The 19,510-nt window shown below is 54.8% G+C and carries 23 protein-coding genes, 1 tRNA gene and 2 pseudogenes; 13 read left to right on the top strand and 13 right to left on the bottom strand.

The genetic code is table 11. The annotated features are described in order from the left end of the window. Positions 1-36 precede the first annotated feature (36 nt). The 7 genes and pseudogenes from GA0061103_RS24180 to GA0061103_RS35450 form a co-directional block, all read left to right on the top strand. On the top strand, positions 37-309 hold the full coding sequence (locus GA0061103_RS24180) for a hypothetical protein (protein ID WP_092715656.1): 273 nt from the start codon (positions 37-39) through the stop codon (positions 307-309). Next, positions 281-1,687 (top strand): AAA family ATPase, encoded by a 1,407-nt coding sequence (locus GA0061103_RS24175; RefSeq protein WP_092715654.1) that lies wholly within the window; start codon positions 281-283, stop codon positions 1,685-1,687. The genes GA0061103_RS24180 and GA0061103_RS24175 overlap by 29 nt, the downstream gene beginning before the upstream one ends. 249 nt (positions 1,688-1,936) lie before the next feature. Continuing rightward, entirely contained in the window at positions 1,937-2,155 is a 219-nt protein-coding gene (locus GA0061103_RS24170; RefSeq protein WP_092715652.1) for a hypothetical protein, read from the top strand. A gap of 415 nt (positions 2,156-2,570) precedes the next feature. After that, complete coding sequence (locus GA0061103_RS34825) at positions 2,571-4,397, top strand: hypothetical protein (RefSeq protein WP_141694467.1); 1,827 nt, start codon at positions 2,571-2,573, stop codon at positions 4,395-4,397. 204 nt (positions 4,398-4,601) lie between these two features. Next, positions 4,602-5,750, top strand: coding sequence for a phage baseplate assembly protein (locus GA0061103_RS24150; protein ID WP_141694466.1), 1,149 nt, complete (start codon positions 4,602-4,604; stop codon positions 5,748-5,750). A gap of 26 nt (positions 5,751-5,776) precedes the next feature. Continuing rightward, complete coding sequence (locus GA0061103_RS35125; RefSeq protein WP_167376632.1) at positions 5,777-6,235, top strand: hypothetical protein; 459 nt, start codon at positions 5,777-5,779, stop codon at positions 6,233-6,235. A gap of 145 nt (positions 6,236-6,380) precedes the next feature. Next, positions 6,381-6,518 (top strand): annotated as a pseudogene (locus GA0061103_RS35450) (DUF1515 family protein); the annotation flags it as partial. A gap of 48 nt (positions 6,519-6,566) precedes the next feature. Here the strand turns inward: GA0061103_RS35450 and GA0061103_RS24135 are convergent. The 4 genes and pseudogenes from GA0061103_RS24135 to GA0061103_RS24120 form a co-directional block, all read right to left on the bottom strand. Continuing rightward, complete coding sequence (locus tag GA0061103_RS24135) at positions 6,567-7,313, bottom strand: hypothetical protein (RefSeq protein WP_141694464.1); 747 nt, start codon at positions 7,311-7,313, stop codon at positions 6,567-6,569. A 162-nt stretch (positions 7,314-7,475) separates the two neighbouring features. Further along, positions 7,476-7,601: pseudogene (locus tag GA0061103_RS34815) on the bottom strand (IS3 family transposase); the annotation flags it as partial. A gap of 384 nt (positions 7,602-7,985) precedes the next feature. Then, positions 7,986-8,252 carry a hypothetical protein gene (locus GA0061103_RS24125; protein WP_092715636.1) on the bottom strand — a complete coding sequence of 89 codons (267 nt, stop codon included), beginning with the start codon at positions 8,250-8,252 and terminating at the stop codon, positions 7,986-7,988. A gap of 365 nt (positions 8,253-8,617) precedes the next feature. Then, a complete protein-coding gene (locus GA0061103_RS24120; protein ID WP_092715634.1) occupies positions 8,618-9,151 on the bottom strand; it encodes a hypothetical protein in 534 nt (177 codons plus the stop codon). A 272-nt stretch (positions 9,152-9,423) separates the two neighbouring features. On the opposite strand from GA0061103_RS24120, the gene GA0061103_RS24115 reads away from it, so the two are divergent. The 3 genes from GA0061103_RS24115 (at position 9,424) to GA0061103_RS24105 (ending at position 11,334) form a co-directional block, all read left to right on the top strand. Continuing rightward, entirely contained in the window at positions 9,424-10,668 is a 1,245-nt protein-coding gene (locus GA0061103_RS24115) for a glycosyl hydrolase family 28-related protein (RefSeq protein ID WP_092715632.1), read from the top strand. Further along, positions 10,669-10,962 (top strand): phospholipase D-like domain-containing protein, encoded by a 294-nt coding sequence (locus GA0061103_RS35685; protein WP_092715630.1) that lies wholly within the window; start codon positions 10,669-10,671, stop codon positions 10,960-10,962. Between the two features lie 123 nt (positions 10,963-11,085). Continuing rightward, positions 11,086-11,334 carry a hypothetical protein gene (locus tag GA0061103_RS24105; protein WP_092715628.1) on the top strand — a complete coding sequence of 83 codons (249 nt, stop codon included), beginning with the start codon at positions 11,086-11,088 and terminating at the stop codon, positions 11,332-11,334. A gap of 90 nt (positions 11,335-11,424) precedes the next feature. On the opposite strand, the gene GA0061103_RS24100 is transcribed toward GA0061103_RS24105, so the two are convergent. From GA0061103_RS24100 to GA0061103_RS24060, 8 genes are all read right to left on the bottom strand, one after another. Further along, a complete protein-coding gene (locus GA0061103_RS24100) occupies positions 11,425-12,171 on the bottom strand; it encodes a hypothetical protein (RefSeq protein ID WP_092715626.1) in 747 nt (248 codons plus the stop codon). A gap of 312 nt (positions 12,172-12,483) precedes the next feature. Next, entirely contained in the window at positions 12,484-12,705 is a 222-nt protein-coding gene (locus GA0061103_RS24090) for a hypothetical protein (protein WP_092715622.1), read from the bottom strand. Between the two features lie 162 nt (positions 12,706-12,867). Further along, positions 12,868-13,380, bottom strand: a complete 513-nt coding sequence (locus GA0061103_RS24085) for a hypothetical protein (protein WP_092715620.1) — start codon at positions 13,378-13,380, stop codon at positions 12,868-12,870. A 519-nt stretch (positions 13,381-13,899) separates the two neighbouring features. Continuing rightward, complete coding sequence (locus GA0061103_RS24080) at positions 13,900-14,151, bottom strand: DUF982 domain-containing protein (RefSeq protein ID WP_092715618.1); 252 nt, start codon at positions 14,149-14,151, stop codon at positions 13,900-13,902. A 105-nt stretch (positions 14,152-14,256) separates the two neighbouring features. After that, positions 14,257-15,570 carry a hypothetical protein gene (locus tag GA0061103_RS24075; RefSeq protein ID WP_141694463.1) on the bottom strand — a complete coding sequence of 438 codons (1,314 nt, stop codon included), beginning with the start codon at positions 15,568-15,570 and terminating at the stop codon, positions 14,257-14,259. 105 nt (positions 15,571-15,675) lie between these two features. Then, entirely contained in the window at positions 15,676-16,218 is a 543-nt protein-coding gene (locus GA0061103_RS35445; protein WP_245304854.1) for a helix-turn-helix transcriptional regulator, read from the bottom strand. Beyond that, positions 16,215-16,568, bottom strand: a complete 354-nt coding sequence (locus tag GA0061103_RS24065; RefSeq protein WP_245304853.1) for a hypothetical protein — start codon at positions 16,566-16,568, stop codon at positions 16,215-16,217. The genes GA0061103_RS35445 and GA0061103_RS24065 overlap by 4 nt, the downstream gene beginning before the upstream one ends. Positions 16,569-16,790: 222 nt before the next feature. After that, positions 16,791-17,477: an AbiU2 domain-containing protein gene (locus GA0061103_RS24060; RefSeq protein ID WP_092715614.1), complete on the bottom strand. Its 687-nt coding sequence runs from the start codon at positions 17,475-17,477 to the stop codon at positions 16,791-16,793. A gap of 345 nt (positions 17,478-17,822) precedes the next feature. On the opposite strand from GA0061103_RS24060, the gene GA0061103_RS24050 reads away from it, so the two are divergent. The 3 genes from GA0061103_RS24050 (at position 17,823) to GA0061103_RS24045 (ending at position 18,926) form a co-directional block, all read left to right on the top strand. Then, positions 17,823-18,188, top strand: a complete 366-nt coding sequence (locus tag GA0061103_RS24050; RefSeq protein WP_092715610.1) for a hypothetical protein — start codon at positions 17,823-17,825, stop codon at positions 18,186-18,188. Positions 18,189-18,202: 14 nt separating this feature from the next. Beyond that, positions 18,203-18,278, top strand: a tRNA-OTHER gene (locus tag GA0061103_RS35120). Positions 18,279-18,446: 168 nt separating this feature from the next. Further along, positions 18,447-18,926 carry a hypothetical protein gene (locus tag GA0061103_RS24045; protein ID WP_092715608.1) on the top strand — a complete coding sequence of 160 codons (480 nt, stop codon included), beginning with the start codon at positions 18,447-18,449 and terminating at the stop codon, positions 18,924-18,926. Positions 18,927-19,024: 98 nt separating this feature from the next. Here GA0061103_RS24045 and GA0061103_RS24040 read toward each other — a convergent pair whose 3' ends face one another. Beyond that, complete coding sequence (locus tag GA0061103_RS24040; protein ID WP_167376640.1) at positions 19,025-19,264, bottom strand: hypothetical protein; 240 nt, start codon at positions 19,262-19,264, stop codon at positions 19,025-19,027. Positions 19,265-19,510: the final 246 nt, after the last annotated feature.

Below are 19,510 nucleotides of genomic sequence, written 5' to 3'. Positions count from 1 at the left end.
TGGGTCCCGCCCTTTGGCGCCAACAGAAAGGATGAAATGCAGATTCTTGATTTTAAATTGATCGACGAGCAGAGCGGGGGTCACCGCGCCATCGCCTGTTTCGATCTGGAGCTGACCCCCGAGGTGCGGCTTTACGGATTGCGACTTCTGAAGATGCGCGACGGCCGGCTACTTACCTTCGCACCGCAGTCCGGCTACCGGCGGGTAGCAACGTTCGCAGCGCCCTTAGCCGAACGCATTACCAAACTTGCAACTGACCAATTCGAGGCAATGACGGCCGATGGCGACAATACCGACCGCGCTGCCTGATGCGCGTAAATTCGCTGTTGGGCAGAATGTCCGGCATGATATCTGGGGGAATGGGAGGGTGTCTGCGGCAACGGGCGACAAATGCTTGGTGATATTCGAGAGCGGCGACTCGAAAACAATCCATCCCTCATATTTGAAATCGCGTGCATTAACGTCGTTCGCAGCGAACGATGACATCCCGGACGATTTACAAGGAATATCCCCAAAGGCCGCAAGGCGCGTTATGGGGTATCGCGAAGCCGATGCGAAACGTGCCAACACGCGCGAAGTCATAGCTGAGCATTCATCCAAGGAAGCCGAAAACGGCGAGAACGTCTTGACGGTAGTCAATCCCGCTGAGTGGCACGGCAAGCCGGTGCCCGTGCGTGAGTGGTACGTGGAAGAGCTGATACCCATGCGCCAAGTCACCATCGTAAATGGCGACGGTGGCGTCGGCAAATCCCTTCTGACGCTTCAACTTGCTGCGGCCGGCGCCATGGCTGTCGATACACTGGAAATGAATCCGCGCGCAGGCCGCACGCTTTATGTCGGCGCCGAGGATGAAGCTGAAGAGTTTCACCGTCGCCTGCTGGACATAGCCAGGTCGCACGGCCGCACTCTCGCGGACCTTGCAGGTTTTTGTCTCATACCTCTCGCTGATCGAGACGCGCTTTTGGCGGTGCCCGATAAATCCGGCAAGATGCTAGGCACGCCGCTCATGCAGAGCATTGTCGATCGCGCATGCGAATGGCAGCCAAAGCTTATTGTCTTTGATACCGCGGCCGATCTTTTCGGTGGTGACGAGATCAAGCGCGGCCAGGTGCGCCAATTCATCGGCATGCTTCGTCAGCTTGCCATTAGCGTCAATTGTGCCGTTATCCTGCTGGCCCATCCTTCCGTACAGGGCATCCAAACCGGCACCGGCTCGTCCGGCTCGACGGCCTGGAACAACAGTGTTCGCTCGCGACTCTACCTGACGCGACCAGAAGCGAAGGATGCGGACACAGACCTGCGTATCTTGAAGACGATGAAAGCGAACTACGGCACGACCGGCGGCGAAATCCGGCTGCGTTGGAAGGATGGTGCATTTGTTCTCGACGACGGCAAGCCTCAGCTGGGATCGCAGCTTCTGGCAGCAAAGGCCGAACGCGTGTTTAAGGAGGTGCTGTCTCTGTTCAACCGCACTGGCCAGAACGTCAGCGACGTCACTGGTACCAGTTACGCACCTGCGAAGATGGCGAAGCATCCGGCCGCAGAGGGCATGTCGAAGAAGGCGCTTGCAGATGCGATGCAGCGTCTCATTGATTCAGGTGATGTGCGGATCATCATGGAGGGGCCACCGTCCAGACAACGAAAACGACTGATCTTGGCGTCTGAAGATTTCGGCCCGAAGGCGTGAACGTCAAACCTCTTGGCATTTCCACCGCCGTTCCACCGTAGATCTGACGGCGGAATATTGGCCTTTCAGCGGTGCTTCCACCGACCCTTCCACCGCGCTTCCAGCGCCCTTCCACCGCCTTCCACCGGGGGTAGCCACCACCCCCCTTATACCCCCCGTGCGGTGGAAGCACCGCTGGCCGGTGGAATCCGGCCGCTCGCTACCCACCGCTTATCGAAAACACAATCGAGGAGAAGATCGGATGAAAACATGTTCGCAATACCCACCCCCTACTTCGCCAGCCGGGAAATCTACACAAAGCAAGCCGGCGGCTCGATGAAGGCCAGTTGGCAGCCGTGTCGTGTTATCGGCGTGACGAAAGACGATGACGGCGAGCCCGCATACATCGTCGAATACACGCACGACGGTATCACCTACCTCGGAACAGAAAGCTATGTCCGTCGCTCGGAGCGCGGCAACCCGCTGTGACCGATACATTGTCGAGATCCGCGCCAAGGACGGCAGTTTCTATCTCGATATGACAGACCAAGCCAGCGCCGTCAGCTTCCCAGTGACGATGACTCCGAACCTAGCTTCAATCAAACTTAGCGTCGGTGAGCCGGCACTAAGAAAGCATGTCGTGATCGCTATCCCAACGGCCGAGCTCGCAATTTAGCGGCTGACCCGCGACCGCGATCGCGAAATAGGACGCACCTCAAATAGAGCGTGCGCAGTAAAGCGCTGCCTTGACGAACATTCTTCAAGGTCGCGCTGATTCAACAGCTCTTCAGTCAACATCAGCTTCCCTCTGAACATATGGTCAATTTGTTCATAGGGGGAGGTATTTCAATGGGCCAAGGGTAGCCTCGGCCGACGAAGAGCGCCCAATCACAGGAAATAATCGATGAATTTGAACCGACTAATCCTCGGCGCGCTACTGACGTGCGCTGTGGCGACTGGAGCACTTGCGCAATCGACATCTGTTTCGATCAATAATCTTCCGACTCGCGCCCTTTCTTACATGGTTGGCCACGATAGCAGTGGCCTTGCAGGACGCGAGCCCGTCACGGACTTTCTCAAGCCGGGTTCCACTTTACCGGTCAATGGGAATATCGCCTGCTGGGGAACAAGTGCCAATCTGATCGCTGATTGCGGCAAATCTCTGCCTTCCGGCGCCATTGTCGGGACCACGGATACCCAGACGCTTCCGAACAAAACCCTCCCAAGCCCAGTGATAACCGGTGGCGCGAACTTCAGCGGCTCGACATCTGGTGCGACAGTCCTGCAGGCGTCTTCAACAGCCTCTGGCACGATCACGATTCCGTCAGGAACTGATACGCTCCTCACTGCGAACGGCGCGGCCACCGTCACCAACAAGAGCATCGATGCCAGCCAAATTAATTCCGGGATCATCGGGTCTGCGGTTTCGGTGCGGCCCAATAATATAGCCCCGTCGAGCGTTGCAAATACGTCGGCCACCGTTAACGTATCATCGCAACCAACCTATAGTTTCCCAGAAAATCTTGCGACTGAATTTAATGGTGATTTTAGCAAGACGTTCTTGCCACTGACATACAATGTCACTGGTGCAGGAACGATGGGAAACGGAACCTATTATTGGTCGCCTGCCGTGACACCGTTCCAGTCCCTCATAAATTTTAGCTCCGGGGCCAATGGATCTACGACCACTAATAGTCAACGCACCGGATTTTCGACCTACCGCACTATGATCAATCATAACGGACAGGGGGATGCTGGTGGCTATTATACGTTCTGCCAGATCACCAATACCCGTGCGGGCGCGACAAATTTTCTTGCTAGCCCGGCCTGCGTCGGCATGTTTGGTGATTTCGGCGCCACGACCGATGGCGGTTATTTGCAAGGTGTTGGAGATCTCAATTTCTCTGATGGCGGCCACGATGTTGCGGCGATCGGCGATGTACGAAATTTCATCCGCACCAACAATACTGCCGCTCTTGGCGAAGTATGGATGGGATATCGCGGCCAGTCATCTGGCTCAAAGAATGTTGATGTCTTTCTATCTGGGAGCGGCGGCTATAACGTCGGACTCGATACGACCCAAATGACCGGTTTGCAGTCTGCCTTGAATATGGCAAGCGGCCAAACCATCAATTTCAATTCCACGGCCTCGGCGATCGACGGCATCAATTGGTATGGTAATAATTACGGTACGTCTACTCTTGGCTACTCGACTACTGTCTCGCCGGTAAATCCGAATTCCGGTGCTATCGTAACATCCTTTGGCGGAACGCCGACGTTTGCTGTCGATGGAACAGGAGCGCACCTTCAAGGCTCTTTAACGACCGTTTCAACAGCATCTTTCGCACCGCAAAATTCGCTTGCAAACCAGGCAAATGATGCGAATGCGGCCTATATTCAGTTGAAAAAAAGTCGCGGGGCAAGCGGCGCCGGGAGTGCGGTGCATGTTGGTGATACGCTGGGAACGGTGCTTTTTCAGGGGGCCGATAGCAATGGCACCATTCAGAATTCGGCGAATATCACAGCAACAGTCACGTCAGTTTCAGCCGGTGCGGTAGATAGCTCCATGGCCTTATCTGTCCCTGGAGCGACACCAATCACGATTAATTCGTCTGGAACCGTCTTTCAGGGAAGCATTACGGCCGGAAGTTCTGTTGGTGTGTCCTGTTCTGTCGGATCTGTGAACGTCTCGACGATGGTTGTTGTAAATGGCATCGTCACGCACTGCTAACAAGCATGTCATTCACAAGGCGTCCTTCGGGGCGCCTTTTTCATTGGAGTCTATAATGGACCGATCGAAATTTCGCGGTGCCGCACGGCGCTGACCCTGGCAAACATCCTGTATGGCGACGCCAGCCGAGCCGATGAAATCATCAATGAAAATAGCCCAGTTCATCCGGCCTTCATGCCGGATCGGACGCCATGGAGTACAAATTTGCCAAAAATTGAAGAAACATGCGAGGTCACGATCAACGGAAAGGTTTTCCGTGATTGGGACTCGGTGACGGCCATAGCTAGCATCAATCCATTCGCCCGGATTGTCACCTTGACGGTCACCGAGAAGGTCGGCGCCAATGGTGCGGTTGGACAGGCGCTGCAGATCAAAAAGGGTGACTCCGCTACGGTGAAGCTCGCCGGCCAGCTATTTGCATCGGGTCACATTCACGAGCGGCAGGTCGCCTATGACGCGAACAACCACTCTGTGAGAGTGACTTTCGCGTCGCAGGTATTGAAAGCGGTAAAGCAGTCCATCCCTCTCAAGGATGGAGAATTCAAGGGCTATAGCTTTCAGGCTATCGCAAACAAGGTGCTATCACCTGTTGGTGTGGTGCTGAAGGCTCTCAATCCGCCATCCGGCTGGGATAAGGCATTCAAATACGTCAATATCGAGCCTGGAGAAACGCCTTTCAGTCTGCTGTCCAGGTTGTCGAAATACCGCGGTATCAGGCTTCACGACGACAAGAACGGGAACATGGTTGCGCGTGGAAGCGCCGATAAGAAGCCGACAGCCGAATTCGTTGAGGGCAGGAATATCCTTTCCGCAAGCTGTCTTGATCACAATCCACAGGACACGACTATCGAAGTGGTCGGTCAACAGCGCGGGACCGACAATAGCACGCCGGCGCAGAACCGCGGCGCCTATTCTGGGAAGGCTGACGCGAAGGGTGCCAACTACACCGTCGAGAGGCAAATACAGGCCGACATCCCCGTCGACGCCGACGATCTGAAGCAGGCGGCTGCACACAACCAGCTTGCGTCGTTAGGTGGGCAGCTCACCGTTCGCATCGTCTATCAGGGTTGGTTGCTGTCCTCTGGCAACCTGCCGGAGGTGGCTGATTATACAACTGTCGACTCCCCCATGCTGATGTTGAAGACATCCCGCCTTCAGATTGCAGAGGTGACGTTCACGCAGGACCAGGCCGGCACGCGCACGACAATCCTCCTGCAAGACTGGATCACGGCTCCTGGCAGCGTCGAGAGCTCGGCGCCAGCACAGACCGACGTGCAGAAAGCGACGTCGACCGTGATCACGCCCGGTACGCCAACGATGGACGGACCTAAGGGGCAAGAATCCATTCTCTAGCGCATTACGCGAGAAGCCCAACATCCTTGGCGGGCGACCAATCCAAAACAGGCCGCTCGTCATTACCTTGTGGCGAGTGGCGCACTTCGTACGGCATGACTCCATGGCGCCTGATCAGCGCCGTCTATCGGGCACAGGCTGATGCCCTCGAAATCGAATCCATGGCCAAGCGTCGCCTTGCCGACGAGTATGATGCCGCGCAAGAACGCGGTGAGGTTGTCGGACCCAAAGGTGGCGGGGATAGCACCGTTCCAGTCCGTAACGCTGCTACCGTCGCTGACATCGGCCTCACCAGAAAAGACATTCACGAGGCCCGCCAGATCCGCGATGCTGAGGTGGTGGAGCCGGGAATAACGCGACGCGCCATTGATGCGCGGCTCGATCAGGGGCTGGAGCCAACTAAGGCCGACAGCCCCCCAAAAAAACGGTGGGTCCTTCTGGGAAAGAATTTTCTCGCTGATCGCGCCACCGCGCGCTTTCGCTAGGCACAGATATTTTATTGGAGGGGGGCCATCATGTTTCAGCTCCGCGGCGCTGGCTCTGTGCATTGGGATTAACGTCGCTAGTCAACCTCCGGCTGATCCACTATATCGCGGCTCACGACAATCCGCCATCGGCGCCCCTGGCTGGCCGGTCACCGATGACGTGAAGCGGTGGAAGCTCATAGGTCTTGGGGCGTTAGGAATGATCGGGATTGCCGGTATGGCACTCGGTGTGTCTTTCGCCGATGCGCTAAAGCGTTTGATGTTGGTTCTCATTGGCCGCTGAAACACTGCTCCGATGAGGAATTGCATTTCCAATTCCGCTCCTCAGGCTTCAATTGCTTGCAGGTCGTGCATTCAGCCAAACGTCTTGCCAATCTGAAGGCGCGAAAAGGGACTCTGCACCGATGGCGCTGATGAACGATGGAAGTACGCTTCCATGTGATTCCATCTCTTTATCGTAGTCTATCGTAACGATATTGCTGTCTCCGAATACTTCTCTAAATACCTTCAATCGTTCTGGATAGTTGATTAACCAGCTGTCGTCCTCAGTGTAGGCGTAAGAGTCCTGCGTAATAGTAATGGGATGCTTATATTTCTCCATCTCAGCGCGATACGAAGCCAAAAAATCGGCTTTGTTTCTCAGGTATACGAGGATTTTAATATTGGAATCCGTGAATAGAGACTTGAGGCGAAGCGCCTCATCTCTGTGAGCAATTAATGAAATTCCTTCATTCGAGAAAACTATTAATTTGGCATCTTGGGCCAGGGCATCTCTAACGCGCCCTTGCACCTTCTTTAAGAATTCGGGGGTGTTTTGAATGCCAGTATCGCGCTTGAAGGGAGTTCCTCTGTCAGGGCGAATTGAAACGACATGCAGGTCCACGTGGTTATGATCGGTCAAGGCCCCCCGGTAGTATAGTATGCCCCCATCGCGAAGCCGCTCCCTATTGCTGGCCATGAAATGCTGGATAGAGGTTGAGCCTGTTTTATGAAGTCCGATATGGATCAACACGTTTGCACGCTGATGGCGCTTTTCTCGGAGTGGTCGGAGCAATTTCTTAGCGATGATGTTAAGCAAGTAGATGCCCTCTTTAGAAAAGCTGTCGCCCAGGAGCGCAGTACCAGATCTGTAGAGCTCGGCGCCAGTGGTTAGCAGCGGTTCTCACAAGTAACATTGGGTGTTTCCGCCACCGATTGGCGAGCACCGGCACAGGTTCTTACGCTGCCACACAGGTGGCGAACCATCGTCCACTTCCGTCTTCTTCAGCCATTCATTGAGCGTCTGCACCGAGCAGCTGATCTTGGCGGCGATCCAGGAAACCGCCGCCCATCGCGAGGAATATTCGCCTTGGAGATCCAAAACCATCCGCACTGCTCGGGCGCGGACTTCCGGTGGAAATTTGTTTGTTGTCTTGCTTGCATGGGCTCTACTTTCTCAGAAGTTAGAGTTTCCGGCAAACCCGGCGCGGTACATTTCCGCGAAAAAGCCCGACTTAACGTCGGGCTAAGCTTGGTGGGAAAGTATCAAACTGTGTCGTCCTATTAAGGCTCCAGTGGTCTAAAATGAATTGCCCTGCCGGGTGGGGCCACGCAGGGCACCAACAGGAGCACTGTTAAAAGCAGGGGGGTGAACTGGAGTTTATTCACTTGCACAGCCTCAATCCATCACTGTGTGACAGTTTTGTGAGCGCTACCAATTACATCTGGGACCGGACGTGAGCGAACAGAGAACAACGTTCCTTCGTATCAACTAGTCGCACACAGTTTCGCGCACCATCACTCGATGATGATGGCGGTAAGCGTAGTGTCTCTCCGTCCAGCACCGGCGATGATACCGATAGCGCGGTCCGTCATAGTACCCATCATATGCATAGGCCGGCGGATCGCGATAGTAGCGTGGCGGCGGATCGTAGTCGTAGCGAGGCCCAACTCCGTATTCAAAGTAGACCTGAGAGAATGCCGGCGATGCGGTCAAAGTCGTTGCGAGCGCCAGTGCGGCGATTACGATTCTTTTCATGTCTTTCCATTCCGATTTACACACGGCTGCGAGGCATTAATCCACGCCTTAGATGTAATATGCCATGAACGCTGCGCGTGAACATGGACCAAAGTCCCGATCAAGTACGGACTTAGGCCTGAGAGAGCACGAAAGCTCCGCATGATATTCCATACCGGTACGAAATTCAAAGCGGTGGATACGAGGGTGAGGCGGCAGGTCAGAGCCAAAAGGGAGCGGTAATCAGAAAGATGCAGGCGAGCACCACAGCGATAACCGCCAAGGCGCTTTTCCATTCGGGCTCGATATGAGGATGTTCCTCATTCATCCCTATCACCCCACCCCTTTTGCATCCAGGCGGCAGCTGTGAAACGGCGCCACCTGCATTAACTGCCACCCGGTTGGACTTCATAGACTTTCAATTTATCGAGCGCCTTTTGCAGGGCAGCGAGTTGCTCGGGTGTCCATTTCGGGGCGTTATCGCCGATAGCCTTTCCCCCTTTACCCGCAGGCTTGAGAAGGGAAAAACTTCCCTTGCTGAGGTCTGCTGTCGCTACGTTTTTGAAGGTAACGGTAATAGTGTTCCCGCGATTGGCGCCGGAACTTTGATCATGCTCAGCGCTTGCGCCAAGTGTGCCACCTGCGGTGCCAACCGGTATATCCGCGACATTCAATTGAACTTTGCCGCTGTCCGCCGCTGTGACGGCGATTGCAAACTGGACTTGCACCTCATCGACCATCATGCCGATTTTCTCTTTGTCGGCATATTTGCGCTGTAGCTTATGAAGGGATGTCGCAACGTCGTTGAGGGCGCTGTCGAGCGAGATGTCACTCGGCTTTGCCACTTGCGCCGGCGTGAAACTAGCGCAGCTTGCCAGCGCTGACGACATCAGCGTTAAAATAGCAAACGCTTTGCGCATGACTGTCTCCCTGGTTGAGAAAACAATCATCGCTGCCGGACGCATTTAGTCCATTGCCACAAAAGGCGGTGTGTCTACCACTCTAAGTGGATGGATGTTTTCACATGGACGTCAAGGCTTGCGGACATGCAAGGGAAGCCCGACAAGAGCGTTTTCAGGATGCTTGTCAAACGCGGCACCTACTAGTTCGGCGCAGCTTATGTCGCAGAGGTTGATCTTGCAGGTTGTCGCTAAGTGAGCTTTCCTGCCTGCGTTAACCTAGAGGAGTTTTCATGACCGATCTCTCAAGCGACACAGTAACGGCATCAGGGACTGGTGCTGTAGCCCGGACATTGCGGGCAGTTGTTAGCGACGTAGCGAACGTTAAGAATTTCGGTGCGCTGGGCAACGGATCCACGGACGATACTGCGGCAATTCAAGCGGCAGTAAATTCGCTATCCGCGGGCGGAAAAGTATTTTTCCCCGCAGGGACTTATCGCGTCTCAGCGGAAATTTCATCGACCGTTCGCGGCGTAGTGTTCTGCGGTGCCGGTCAACAGGGCTCCATTTTGTCGACGACGTCAGCAACGGCCAACATTCTAAATATCAGCGGTTGGGATTCCGCGGTGGAAATGCTCGGCTTCACATCGTCGGTCGCTCGCACCGCCGGTGCTTTTGTATTGCTGACAGGTGCCTTTAGCCATATCGAACGGTGCCGTTTCGATAATCATTATTGCGCGATAAATATCAACTCTCCCGCCGCTCCGGTGTACGTCAGAGATTGCGTACTTCACAACGCAGTTGCTGCAGCCGCCGCCCCCAACGGCGGCGGAATTTGGATGAATGTGCCGGGCACAGATGTACGCTTAGAAGGACTTTTGTTTCTCAATGATACGGTCGGCCCCCCAACCTATGGGATCAACGTAAAAGCCGTTGGCGCCCTCATGTTGGACAATAGCGATATTGTCGGCCAAGGGACCGCTCTGCTGGTTAACCCCGGCTCAGGACAAGTAGCACAGGCGATTTACGCCACGAATACGTACTTCGATACGTGTGTCGGCAACTGCGTAGCCATCCAGCCGGCAAGTGGCGGAAGCGTCATATGGACGAAGTTCTCGAATGTTTGGGCGAGCCCGGCTAGCGGTGGACAAAATGGCATATTCATCGATGGTTCTGCAGGGACCGTCGCTGACGTAAACATTTCGAACTTCGTCTGCCACAATGATTTTGGCCCTGCGAATTCGGGGATTCTCTTTCAAGGCGCAAACGTCAAAAACGTAACGATTTCGAACGGTATGTGTGCAGGTTACTACTATGGAATTGCGGCTGGCCCTGGCGTATCTGACTTTACGATCAGTAATGTCAGCGCTGGATCTTATGACCCAACGACGCCATCAAACACGTACGGTATTGTCGTAAGTTCAGGCGCCTCGGACCGTTACATCATCACCAATAATCGCGTCCACGGTAATTCCGGCGGCGGTGTGGTGGATAATGGGACCGGCTCGAACAAGATTGTGAGCAACAATCTCTCGTAGATCCAGGCTTATGGCTTCACGTCGCTTCCGATCATCCATGCCCTCCAGCGAGCCGCGGGCAGGGGCGTCGAAGTCCTGGCCATCCTCGACAAGACGAATGAGAGGAAATACTCGGGCGCGACACTGCTTGAAGGCGCCGGCGTTCCGGTCTGGATCGATTTCGAGCCGGCGATCGCGCATAACAAGATTATCGTGATTGACGGCCACCTAACCATTGGCGGCTCGTACAATTACACCGCGGAGCGCAGAAGCGGAACGCGGAGAATGTCACGTTTACGGAGAGCCGGGAACTAGCGCGGGAATATCTGGCAAATTGGGATAGCCGGCTGAAGGTGTCGAGAGCTTTCGAGGAGCATGGCCAGGACAACTGAGCTCATGTAAAAAAAGCGGGAAGGTTAAGCCGGAAAAGGTCAGGCAATGCAGGCGGCAATTGGGTTTATCAATCGCATTTTCGCGTTCACGTTAGCTTCCGCGATCATGGCCTTTCTAATCCTGCTCGCAGTTGCCTTTCTCGCGCTGATTGCAACGGCGCAGATTGTTTGTCCTTTTGCTCGATGCACTGGCGAGGCGCAGGATCTCTGGGGGTACGCGGCGCTTTCCAGCATCGCCGGTATTCCTACAATTTTGCTTTTGGCCCTGATGTTTCACTTCCGTCGGCGTCGTTGACAGACCGCCTCTTGCGTTGGCAGCCCCGATGATGCGTTCGATATCGGTGCCGCGATCGCAATAATTACATTGTTGCCTTCCGGCATCCCGCTATAGCGACATCTCATTGTTATCGTCAGAACGCTTCGCAAGGCGCCAAAGCGTTTGAAGGATAGCCATAACTGGTGACACGAAAGCCATCATCCCGAAGTATGCCGCGTAGTAGATGTTTGAAAAGGGGCCATGGATTCCCATTAAGACTTCGCCATCCATGCACCTGCGAACGTCTGTCGCTATGGTGAGATCTTTGCATCCTGTCTGGAGGAAAATAAGCGTTAGGCCATCCCATAAAACCAGACCCGGCAGGGCGCGCCGTAGCCACTCGCGGCCTGTGGCCAGGTTCAGGATCGGAGGGCGAATTTCCTGATGGTGCAGAGGATCCAAGGCAATTTGAATCCTCCGTAAGATAAACATCAGCATGATGAAGATGATTGTCGCTGCGACCTGTGAGACCAACAGCGTCAATACAAACGCTATCGGCGGCGCCAACAAGTATACCGTGCCGGCAACAATGAAGGCCGCGAGAGCCATACAACTGCCCGCAGATCCAATGGTCAGCCCTTTGAGAGTAATCAGCGACCATAGGAAAGAGATCGCGGCCACAATTGTCACCAACCAAGCAATTGGACCGACTATCCAGGGAAAGTGAGCCCAATGCCTGGGGATAAAAAACTCTATAGTCACTGGAGTGGCAATGATCGCGACGAAGTAAATCCACGCCGGCAGGGCTGGGCGAGAGGCGGTCCTTTTACGAGGCTTTCTTTGCGCCTTTATCGCCGGCCGCTGCGGCTTCCCCATCGCAAGCTCCCTAGCCGTTCTCGCTAACATTCGGTGAAACGCGGCTGCGCAGCAAACCTAGATCGCTACGCCAGCCGTTGTAGGGCGACGGCATCCTCTGACGCACGTGCATGGTGAACGTAGATAGACTGGAAATTAGGCGCCGCAGGGTGTCCATCGTTGCGGGCTCATGTGGCCATGTCCGTTCAATGTATGCTTCGAGCACATGAAAGTAGTCCCATGCGGCTTCTGTCTGCTCTATTGTCTTCGCTGCGCTGAAGGCGGAATGCACGTTGTCAATGAGCGCGAAAACTTTGTCAGGATAACCCATGCTTATCTTCGCCACGTCTGTTTGAGTTCCTGATCGAACCACCATTCGGCCGCCTCATCTGCGCCGCCTGTTGATCGGAAGTCGAGATAGTGGCCATATCCGTTGGATCGCATCCAGCTCTTAAACGAGCCGAAGCTTGGATGTTCTTTTTCCGCTTCCGGCAGCGATCGAAACCATGTCGTGCTCAAAGATCGGATGGCCTTCTCTGCTTCGGATTTTTTCATAGGCACCTCTTGAAAATCATCGGCGTAAGTTTTCGGAATCTCGCAGACCTTCTAGGCCGCGCGTCGCAGTCCTATACGCGGCACATGGTCGCCAAATGGAAAGCGCAGCAAGAACAGCCACTCGATCATGGCGCCGATACAAACGATGGATGGGCTTACTGATCAGGACGGGCTGCCCTGCTTTTCGACACACGAAACAATCGCAGCGCCTGACGAAGTCGAACCTTTGGCAGTCAGAAGATGAGGCTTGTCTGCAATCCCGTCGTCAATCGCGATCTGCTTCTTCGCTGATGCGAACGACTCAACGAATTGCTTCGCTTGGTCACCTTCCAACATAACCTCTGAGGCGGCTAGATTATTGCCCACTGATCCAGTTTCGCCCTCAGCGGTAAATAGAAGCTTTCCGTCAAATGCGAACTTCAGCGTCGGCTTGAAATTATCAAGGCGTTGGTCGTAGGCAAACCCGGGAATTGCTCGGACCTTCAGACCTTTCTTGGCGCTGTCGCAGAGCACGAGAATACCAGAACGAAGCGTTGTCATGAAGTTGACCGATACGCTCTCGCCACCAGAGAACGGGTCGGATTCCTTGTCGACAGACCAGCTTTGGAAACCGGCCTGTCCCGGCAGGGTTGTTACAAAAAATACAGCTGCTGCCAGCGAAACACTACGAAACATCTCGGCCCCCTTTCGATGCCCGCATATATTGCGCCAATGGATCTAAATAAATCAACTATGAAGGGAGGAGAGTTTTCGTAGTGGCACGTCATTTAAGCTCTGAAAATCGTCGAATGTGTCGTCTATGACGTCGACGACCTGCGCGCCGAGCTCATGGAAATCGACGAGAACCTGCAGCGTGCCGAGCTTTCGCCGGCACAAGAAGCGGCACATATCCATCGCAGAAAGCAGATCTGGGATGAGATGAATAGTGGGAAAAATTTTCCCACTATTGCTAGGGGTCGAGGGATGCCTCAGCAATTTGCATCTGAGGTAGCGAGCGTCACAGGCGCCTCCAAACGCGACATTAACATCAAAATCGCCCGCGCTCGCGAGCTTGGTACCGATATCAACCGCATCGCCAACACGAGCCTCGACAAAGGCGTCGAGATGGATGCGCTCATTAAGCTAGAGCCACAGCAGCGCGCCGATTTGATTGCCCGTGCTGAGGCGGCAGCAAACCGGAGCCGCGGCGCGACCTCAACCTTCCTTCATCGGTATCTTGGCTTCGTTGACGGCATCGATGAACGCTCGGCGAGCATCCTCTGGGGTTCGCTTGCCGCTGATTACGTCGGCGCAGACGGACAAGGCACGGTCCAGCGCGGGGGCTTCCTCAAGTGGCCAATCTTCGATGAGAGCCCAACTGGCGGCCTGCGTCGTATCGATAACGACCCACTCGTCGGGGCTCTCAAGAGCGATCGTGACCGCCTTGCTCCATTTTCTGTGCGTCACGGGGAAACCTCGAACTTTTGGCCGCTTTTCGCTCGTCTCATAGGCCGATTTACTTCGCGTGGCGAGATACCGATAGCTGTCTCACGAATCGCTACTCGCTAGCCGTTAATGACCCCAATAATCTGTTTTCGGCGATGGATCGCCTTCTGGATCGAAAAGTTCGTCATTCTCAGGAAACAGGTTGTTGTCCTTTAGGGTCTGATCGAGCGTCGCAATATCATTACAGGCCTCGATAGTCGCGAGCCTTCGGCAAGCCCATTCAATCATGCGCTGATATTCAGGTGAGCCGCTGGCGTCTATTAAGCCCGCTGCATCAATGGTCGCCCGAAGGTCCGCCGCCTCGCGCTGATAATCCGCGATCTGCTTCAGAAACGCGATACGTTTGCTTTCCCGCTCGATGCGAAGTTGATGAAGTTTTCTACGGCCGGCCATGTGTTGTCGGCGGCGCTGAGATTCCTCCCGTCCTTCTCTCTCGGCCCTCTCATATGCGAGATGATATTGGATGCCCGATACAATCCCATCAATCATGCTTTCAAGAGTTCGCTTCTTCCCATCTGCCCATTTTCTTTGGGCACCCTGCGCCCACTTATCGATTTCGACGGTCAGGGTGCCAAGATAGTGAAAGTCGAATTTCGGCCAAAACTCCTTCGGCGGGAGCCATTCACCACGTCGATTTGCCGCGTTACGCCTTCCCTCATATAAGCGCTTTTTCTCCAACTCCTCTTCGGTCGGTGTGTGTGTTTCACGACGAACGCCTTCAGTAATTTTAAAATTTACCCAGTCTTGGCCAATGGAAGCTCGCAGCGCATTTTCGTCTCGCGTTATGTTGATACTAGACTGTATCACTTGCAAAGCGATGCTATTTAGCAACGATACGACCCGTTCCATGCTCGATTGATGAACGCGAATGCCAGGGAGGCGCAATTCGCCATCGGAGTCGGCTTTTGAGGTTCTGAGCTCCTTACAAAGATTTGCTATCGAACGATGAGGTTTTTTTATAGCTTCGAACTCCGGCCCGAAGGGGTCGGATGGATTTCGTTCAACCTCGCTAACGGCCGATGAGACCCTTGCTTTGGGTGGTTCGGTTTGCGGCGATGCCGCTTGCCATTCTGACGCCTGCTTTATTGCTGCCTTGATTATCGACGCCACGAAGGGCGTGGGCGGCTGAGATGCACTTCCGATCGCAACTGTATGAAGATCTGTGTTTTCCACAGAGCGCAACGGCGTTTTCTTCACGCTTTGGCCGGCTTCAATCTTTGCCCAGTAGCCGCGCGGCGGCACTGGTATAAGGTGTCTTGCGCATGTTTTGGCAAGGCCACGATCGGATAATCCAAACCTCTGTGCTAACTTTTGCATTGGTGTGGACCACACGAGTTCGTGCAGCTCTTCGCGGCTATAGGACCGCTTGATATCGTCCATAGGCTCCTCGGAAATAATCGTGCAAACACCGGGCATCGATGACACTCTCCCCCCGTTACTTCTTACTTTTGAACCGGGAATGTCGAGTTTCGAATCGCAACCGACTTAGGGCGCCAACGCGCGCCATTTTGTGATCCGCTTTGCTTCATCCCTGCCTTCCTCAGTAAGCGCATAGCGGAATGCGTCGCGCTCAAGGCCGACCAAACGCACAGCGCCAGCCTCGATAAGCTGATCCATCAGCACCGGCCCGGCCGCGGCAATCGACGCGACGGTATCACGTTCGGGATAGGCGGCCATCTCCAGCAAAACTCGCTCCAGCTTTGCGCCGAGACCCATCTGTGGCCGATACTTTGCCTGGCGGTTGAGTTTTTTCGCCCGCCATTCCGAAACCGCATTTGAGCCGGCCGACGAACCTTGCGAGTTCTCACGCATCCATTTGTCGTACGGATCTTCGCCGTCATTCGCACCAAGACCGCTGATCTCGTCAAGCTTGGCATCAATTGCACGCCGATCCCATTTGCGCGTGCCTGGGATGCACGGCGGCATCTTGTAGGTGGCCACCCAGAGCGAGAATGTCGATTCTGAAATGCCGAGGTACGCGGCGGCTTCCTTCCTGCCGATTAGGCGGGGAGAATCACTTTCAGTCATTCTGGTGTCTCTTCTGTGGGCGCAGCGCGTGTCGCCGGGAGACGATGCCTGCCGACCGTAGTTCGCTTGTCAGGCCGGCGCCTTGATTTCTTCCATTCTCCTAGCCTTTCCTCTCCGTCCGGCGCGACAGCTGCAAAGCCAGCCGTGATGCCGAAATAGCCATCGTAGAACTTACGGACCAAAGGGACTGGGCGGCCATCATGAAGCTGGTCGATCCTTGGAAATCCCTTCCGCTCAAGCTGCGGGATGACGGCCTTTACGTACATGGAGGCTCTTTCCTTGCCCACGATGGCAATGGCAATCTCTCGGTCGGTCGCGAACATCGGGAGTTTTGAGAGCGGGTCGCTCATGTTCGCATCATCCAGCCTTTGCCTAGTTTGATCACGGCTCGATTGGTCAGGCGCCGTCGCACCTCCATTTCGCCGACTGTGTAAATGGTATCGAGCGGACTGGGTGTGCTCACGAGCGCACCTCCATCAAGAGAACAACCGTCGCCCGCCGGCACGAATGCCGGAAAGCTTTGCAAGTCTCCTTGATGTGGTGGTCGCGGATTGGTGGGCCGCAGAGGGAAGCTATTGCGGGAAAATGTGGGGGTCAAGCCGGCGCATCGTTTTGTTTTCTGCTTCGGCGCTTATCGCTGCGTTCCAGAATTCACACGCGCGCTTATGGCAGTCGTCCAAATGCTCTTCAGGCCAATCATTGCAGCCCGTCAGCATCAGTTTCAATTCGCCAGCCATGCGGCAGCAAGTTCGGACCAATCTTTCTACGTCAGCATAAGTGACCTTAGCGGCTTCAACTTCTGGCCATGATATGTGAGCAATTTGACCATTTCTAAAGGACTGTATTCGACCAAACGCTTTGAAGTCGATGGCTTGGTATAAATCGAAAAAGCGCTCAATCGAATCCCTGACAGTTCTCTTGGCTGCCTCCAAAGGAGAGGGAGGATCTGATGCAGCATAGGAAGCCGCAATCTCCTCACTCGCATGAGCCAACTTAAGATAGCGGTGAACGGCTTGGAAAGAAATTTCTGCGCTCCGATCCATCGTGGCAAAAATCCTGATAATGGCCATAAGCGCCAACTCTTGCCGATATTCAGCGGCGTGGTGCGCGGCCGCTGGCCACTTCTCGGTGGATCGTTTGATGGCCTCATTGACACCAGAGTATAAGCCATATGCGTGAGCCGCCAATTCAGCCCACGCGTGAAGTTGTGGCTCCATCCGGATAACATCGTCGATCGTCAATATAGTCGGATCTGTCAAGGCTGCCGATTCCGCAACCGGACGCCCGGGCCATTACCGTTCTGATCAATGAAAAGGACGCCGCCAGCCTCAAAGCATCTTCTTAGAACATCAAGAGTGGCATGCTGAGGCACGGATTTACCACCCTCAAAGTTTCGGATGGTCGCGTTACCGATCCTTGAATATTCGGCCAGGTTCTGTTGTGACCAGTCTAGGAGCGCTCTGGCAGCGCGGCATTGGGATGGTGTCAGCATCGGTCCTCTCTCCAATAATAGCTAATGCTAGCGATTTTCGCTTGCTGTCAACATTAATATCGTTTATCGCTATGTATATCGAAAATCGATTGACGGCAACGAGGGTACTGAAATGACACAGATCATGGTTACCGAAGCCTATATCGGCCGCATGATCGGCCTTCATGCGGCAATAGACGCTCTCGGCGCGGAATTCTGTCCAATGCCAGATGAGGCTATGAGCGCGCTCACCGAAGCCAGCATAATCATCTCCAAGGCGATCATAGCGGCGCCGATAACGAGCGAGGCGGACATTGCAAACAAGTTCCGGTTCGCTGCCGCGCTAATTGAGTGCCCGCACGGTCTAATGGCCGATGAGCCGGCCGCGGTATTCGGAGCGTTGGCAGATCTGGCGCGGTTTCGAGATCAGGAGTGGCAGAGGGAATTCGGCAAACCCTGTACCTGGTACGGGCACATCGCGAGGCACGAGCAGCAATAGTCGTCACCAAATTCGCCCACGTAACGGTCTGAGCTTCTATCTCAGTAGCCGTAGAGGATCACGCTGGTTCGAATCCAGCCGTGGGCTCCACCACACCAATGGCCGGCGCGACCACCACCTGCGCCCACACCTGCAGCGCGCTGGCCGGTTTTTGGAGGTTCGTTGGGCTTCCGCATACCGTAGCTAATCCTGTATAGGTTCACTCATTCGTTCGGCCTGGAGGAAATCTTGATATTATATCACTTTACTGGAGCCGAAATGCTCAGAGGGATTGCTAAGTGTGGGATAACGGTTGGGGATGTGCCTACCGATCTCGATACTGCAGCTGGACGAATTGGCGTGTGGTTCACGGATACTGCGGACGCGAATGGACATGGACTCGAAGGCGCCAGGCTTGATAAAAAAAGGGTGCGGCTGACAGTCGGAATTCCGGACGGTGATGTAAAGTTAGTCCGATGGACGGACTGGTCACCGATAAATGTGTCGGCCAAGACACGGCGCGCCCTTGAGAAAGCGGATGGAGCTGCGGCTGCTACTTGGTGGATTTACTTTGGCTGGGTTAAGCCAGAATGGATTCTGGAAGCGCACGACAATCAGGATGGCGCACCGATTACTGCGTGGCAGACTGCCTTTCCCGAAGACATAAGCCGACCCGGCATACCTTATTGGCGCCGTGAGGCGTGGCAAAAGAAGATGCTCAAGGATGTACGTCGAGCACAAGAAGCCATGCGCCGCTGAGATCGTAGGGTGCACGCTCGCGGCAGGCCACCAACACCACAGCCACCACAAGCGCGCCGCCGGTCTCACCAGCCGGCGGCATTTCTATGTTGCGACCCTCACCACCAGCGAGTATCCCTAGACGCTGCGTCGCGGCCCATGACATAGCCGATTGCAAAGGCGAGGGCGCCGATCGTCAGGACGATCCCGGTTGCTGTATGCGGATGCTGGGCAGCGCCCGCGGCGAGTGCAGTGCTTTCACGGACAACAGCATCCTTCGCTTCCTTTGCGACCTTCCGGGCGCCTGTGGGCGGATCTGTCGGTTTGCCGGTGAAGCCCGCACTTAGTTCGTCGGTCATGATGCTCCTCCTTCTTGCGACGGGAGGAAAACTCATGCGGGCGAGGGATGTTCCAAGGAGGCTGTTGGGCGGGAGGTGTAGGCTAGAGCCGAGCGTTACGATCCTGGCAGTGCACTATACAACCCACAGACCGGCGACAGCCGATACGCCCAGAATCATTACTTTCACACTTTCAGTCCCACAAAATGTGCGAGCTGGAGAAGGCGCGCATCCAATACGGCATGCAATCTTGAATTCTACTGACTT

This window comes from Martinezella multihospitum (genome assembly GCF_900094585.1).
Classification (GTDB): Bacteria; Pseudomonadota; Alphaproteobacteria; order Rhizobiales; family Rhizobiaceae; genus Rhizobium; species Rhizobium multihospitium.
Note: the sequence above shows the minus strand (reverse complement) of the source record. Positions and strands in the feature narration are given on the sequence as shown.

Excerpts from the sequence above, each read along its gene's own strand:
- GA0061103_RS24120 (WP_092715634.1), bottom strand. The coding sequence starts at position 9,151 with ATGCGCAAAGCGTTTGCTATTTTAACGCTGATGTCGTCAGCGCTGGCA.
- GA0061103_RS24065 (WP_245304853.1), bottom strand. The coding sequence starts at position 16,568 with ATGAGCGACCCGCTCTCAAAACTCCCGATGTTCGCGACCGACCGAGAG.
- GA0061103_RS24075 (WP_141694463.1), bottom strand. The coding sequence starts at position 15,570 with ATGGACGATATCAAGCGGTCCTATAGCCGCGAAGAGCTGCACGAACTC.
- GA0061103_RS24045 (WP_092715608.1), top strand. The coding sequence starts at position 18,447 with ATGCTCAGAGGGATTGCTAAGTGTGGGATAACGGTTGGGGATGTGCCT.
- GA0061103_RS24115 (WP_092715632.1), top strand. The coding sequence starts at position 9,424 with ATGACCGATCTCTCAAGCGACACAGTAACGGCATCAGGGACTGGTGCT.
- GA0061103_RS24170 (WP_092715652.1), top strand. The coding sequence starts at position 1,937 with ATGTTCGCAATACCCACCCCCTACTTCGCCAGCCGGGAAATCTACACA.
- GA0061103_RS35445 (WP_245304854.1), bottom strand. The coding sequence starts at position 16,218 with ATGACTGAAAGTGATTCTCCCCGCCTAATCGGCAGGAAGGAAGCCGCC.
- GA0061103_RS24100 (WP_092715626.1), bottom strand. The coding sequence starts at position 12,171 with ATGGGGAAGCCGCAGCGGCCGGCGATAAAGGCGCAAAGAAAGCCTCGT.
- GA0061103_RS24125 (WP_092715636.1), bottom strand. The coding sequence starts at position 8,252 with ATGAAAAGAATCGTAATCGCCGCACTGGCGCTCGCAACGACTTTGACC.
- GA0061103_RS24175 (WP_092715654.1), top strand. The coding sequence starts at position 281 with ATGGCGACAATACCGACCGCGCTGCCTGATGCGCGTAAATTCGCTGTT.
- GA0061103_RS24085 (WP_092715620.1), bottom strand. The coding sequence starts at position 13,380 with ATGTTTCGTAGTGTTTCGCTGGCAGCAGCTGTATTTTTTGTAACAACC.
- GA0061103_RS24180 (WP_092715656.1), top strand. The coding sequence starts at position 37 with ATGCAGATTCTTGATTTTAAATTGATCGACGAGCAGAGCGGGGGTCAC.
- GA0061103_RS24050 (WP_092715610.1), top strand. The coding sequence starts at position 17,823 with ATGACACAGATCATGGTTACCGAAGCCTATATCGGCCGCATGATCGGC.
- GA0061103_RS34825 (WP_141694467.1), top strand. The coding sequence starts at position 2,571 with ATGAATTTGAACCGACTAATCCTCGGCGCGCTACTGACGTGCGCTGTG.
- GA0061103_RS24090 (WP_092715622.1), bottom strand. The coding sequence starts at position 12,705 with ATGAAAAAATCCGAAGCAGAGAAGGCCATCCGATCTTTGAGCACGACA.
- GA0061103_RS24040 (WP_167376640.1), bottom strand. The coding sequence starts at position 19,264 with ATGACCGACGAACTAAGTGCGGGCTTCACCGGCAAACCGACAGATCCG.
- GA0061103_RS24105 (WP_092715628.1), top strand. The coding sequence starts at position 11,086 with ATGCAGGCGGCAATTGGGTTTATCAATCGCATTTTCGCGTTCACGTTA.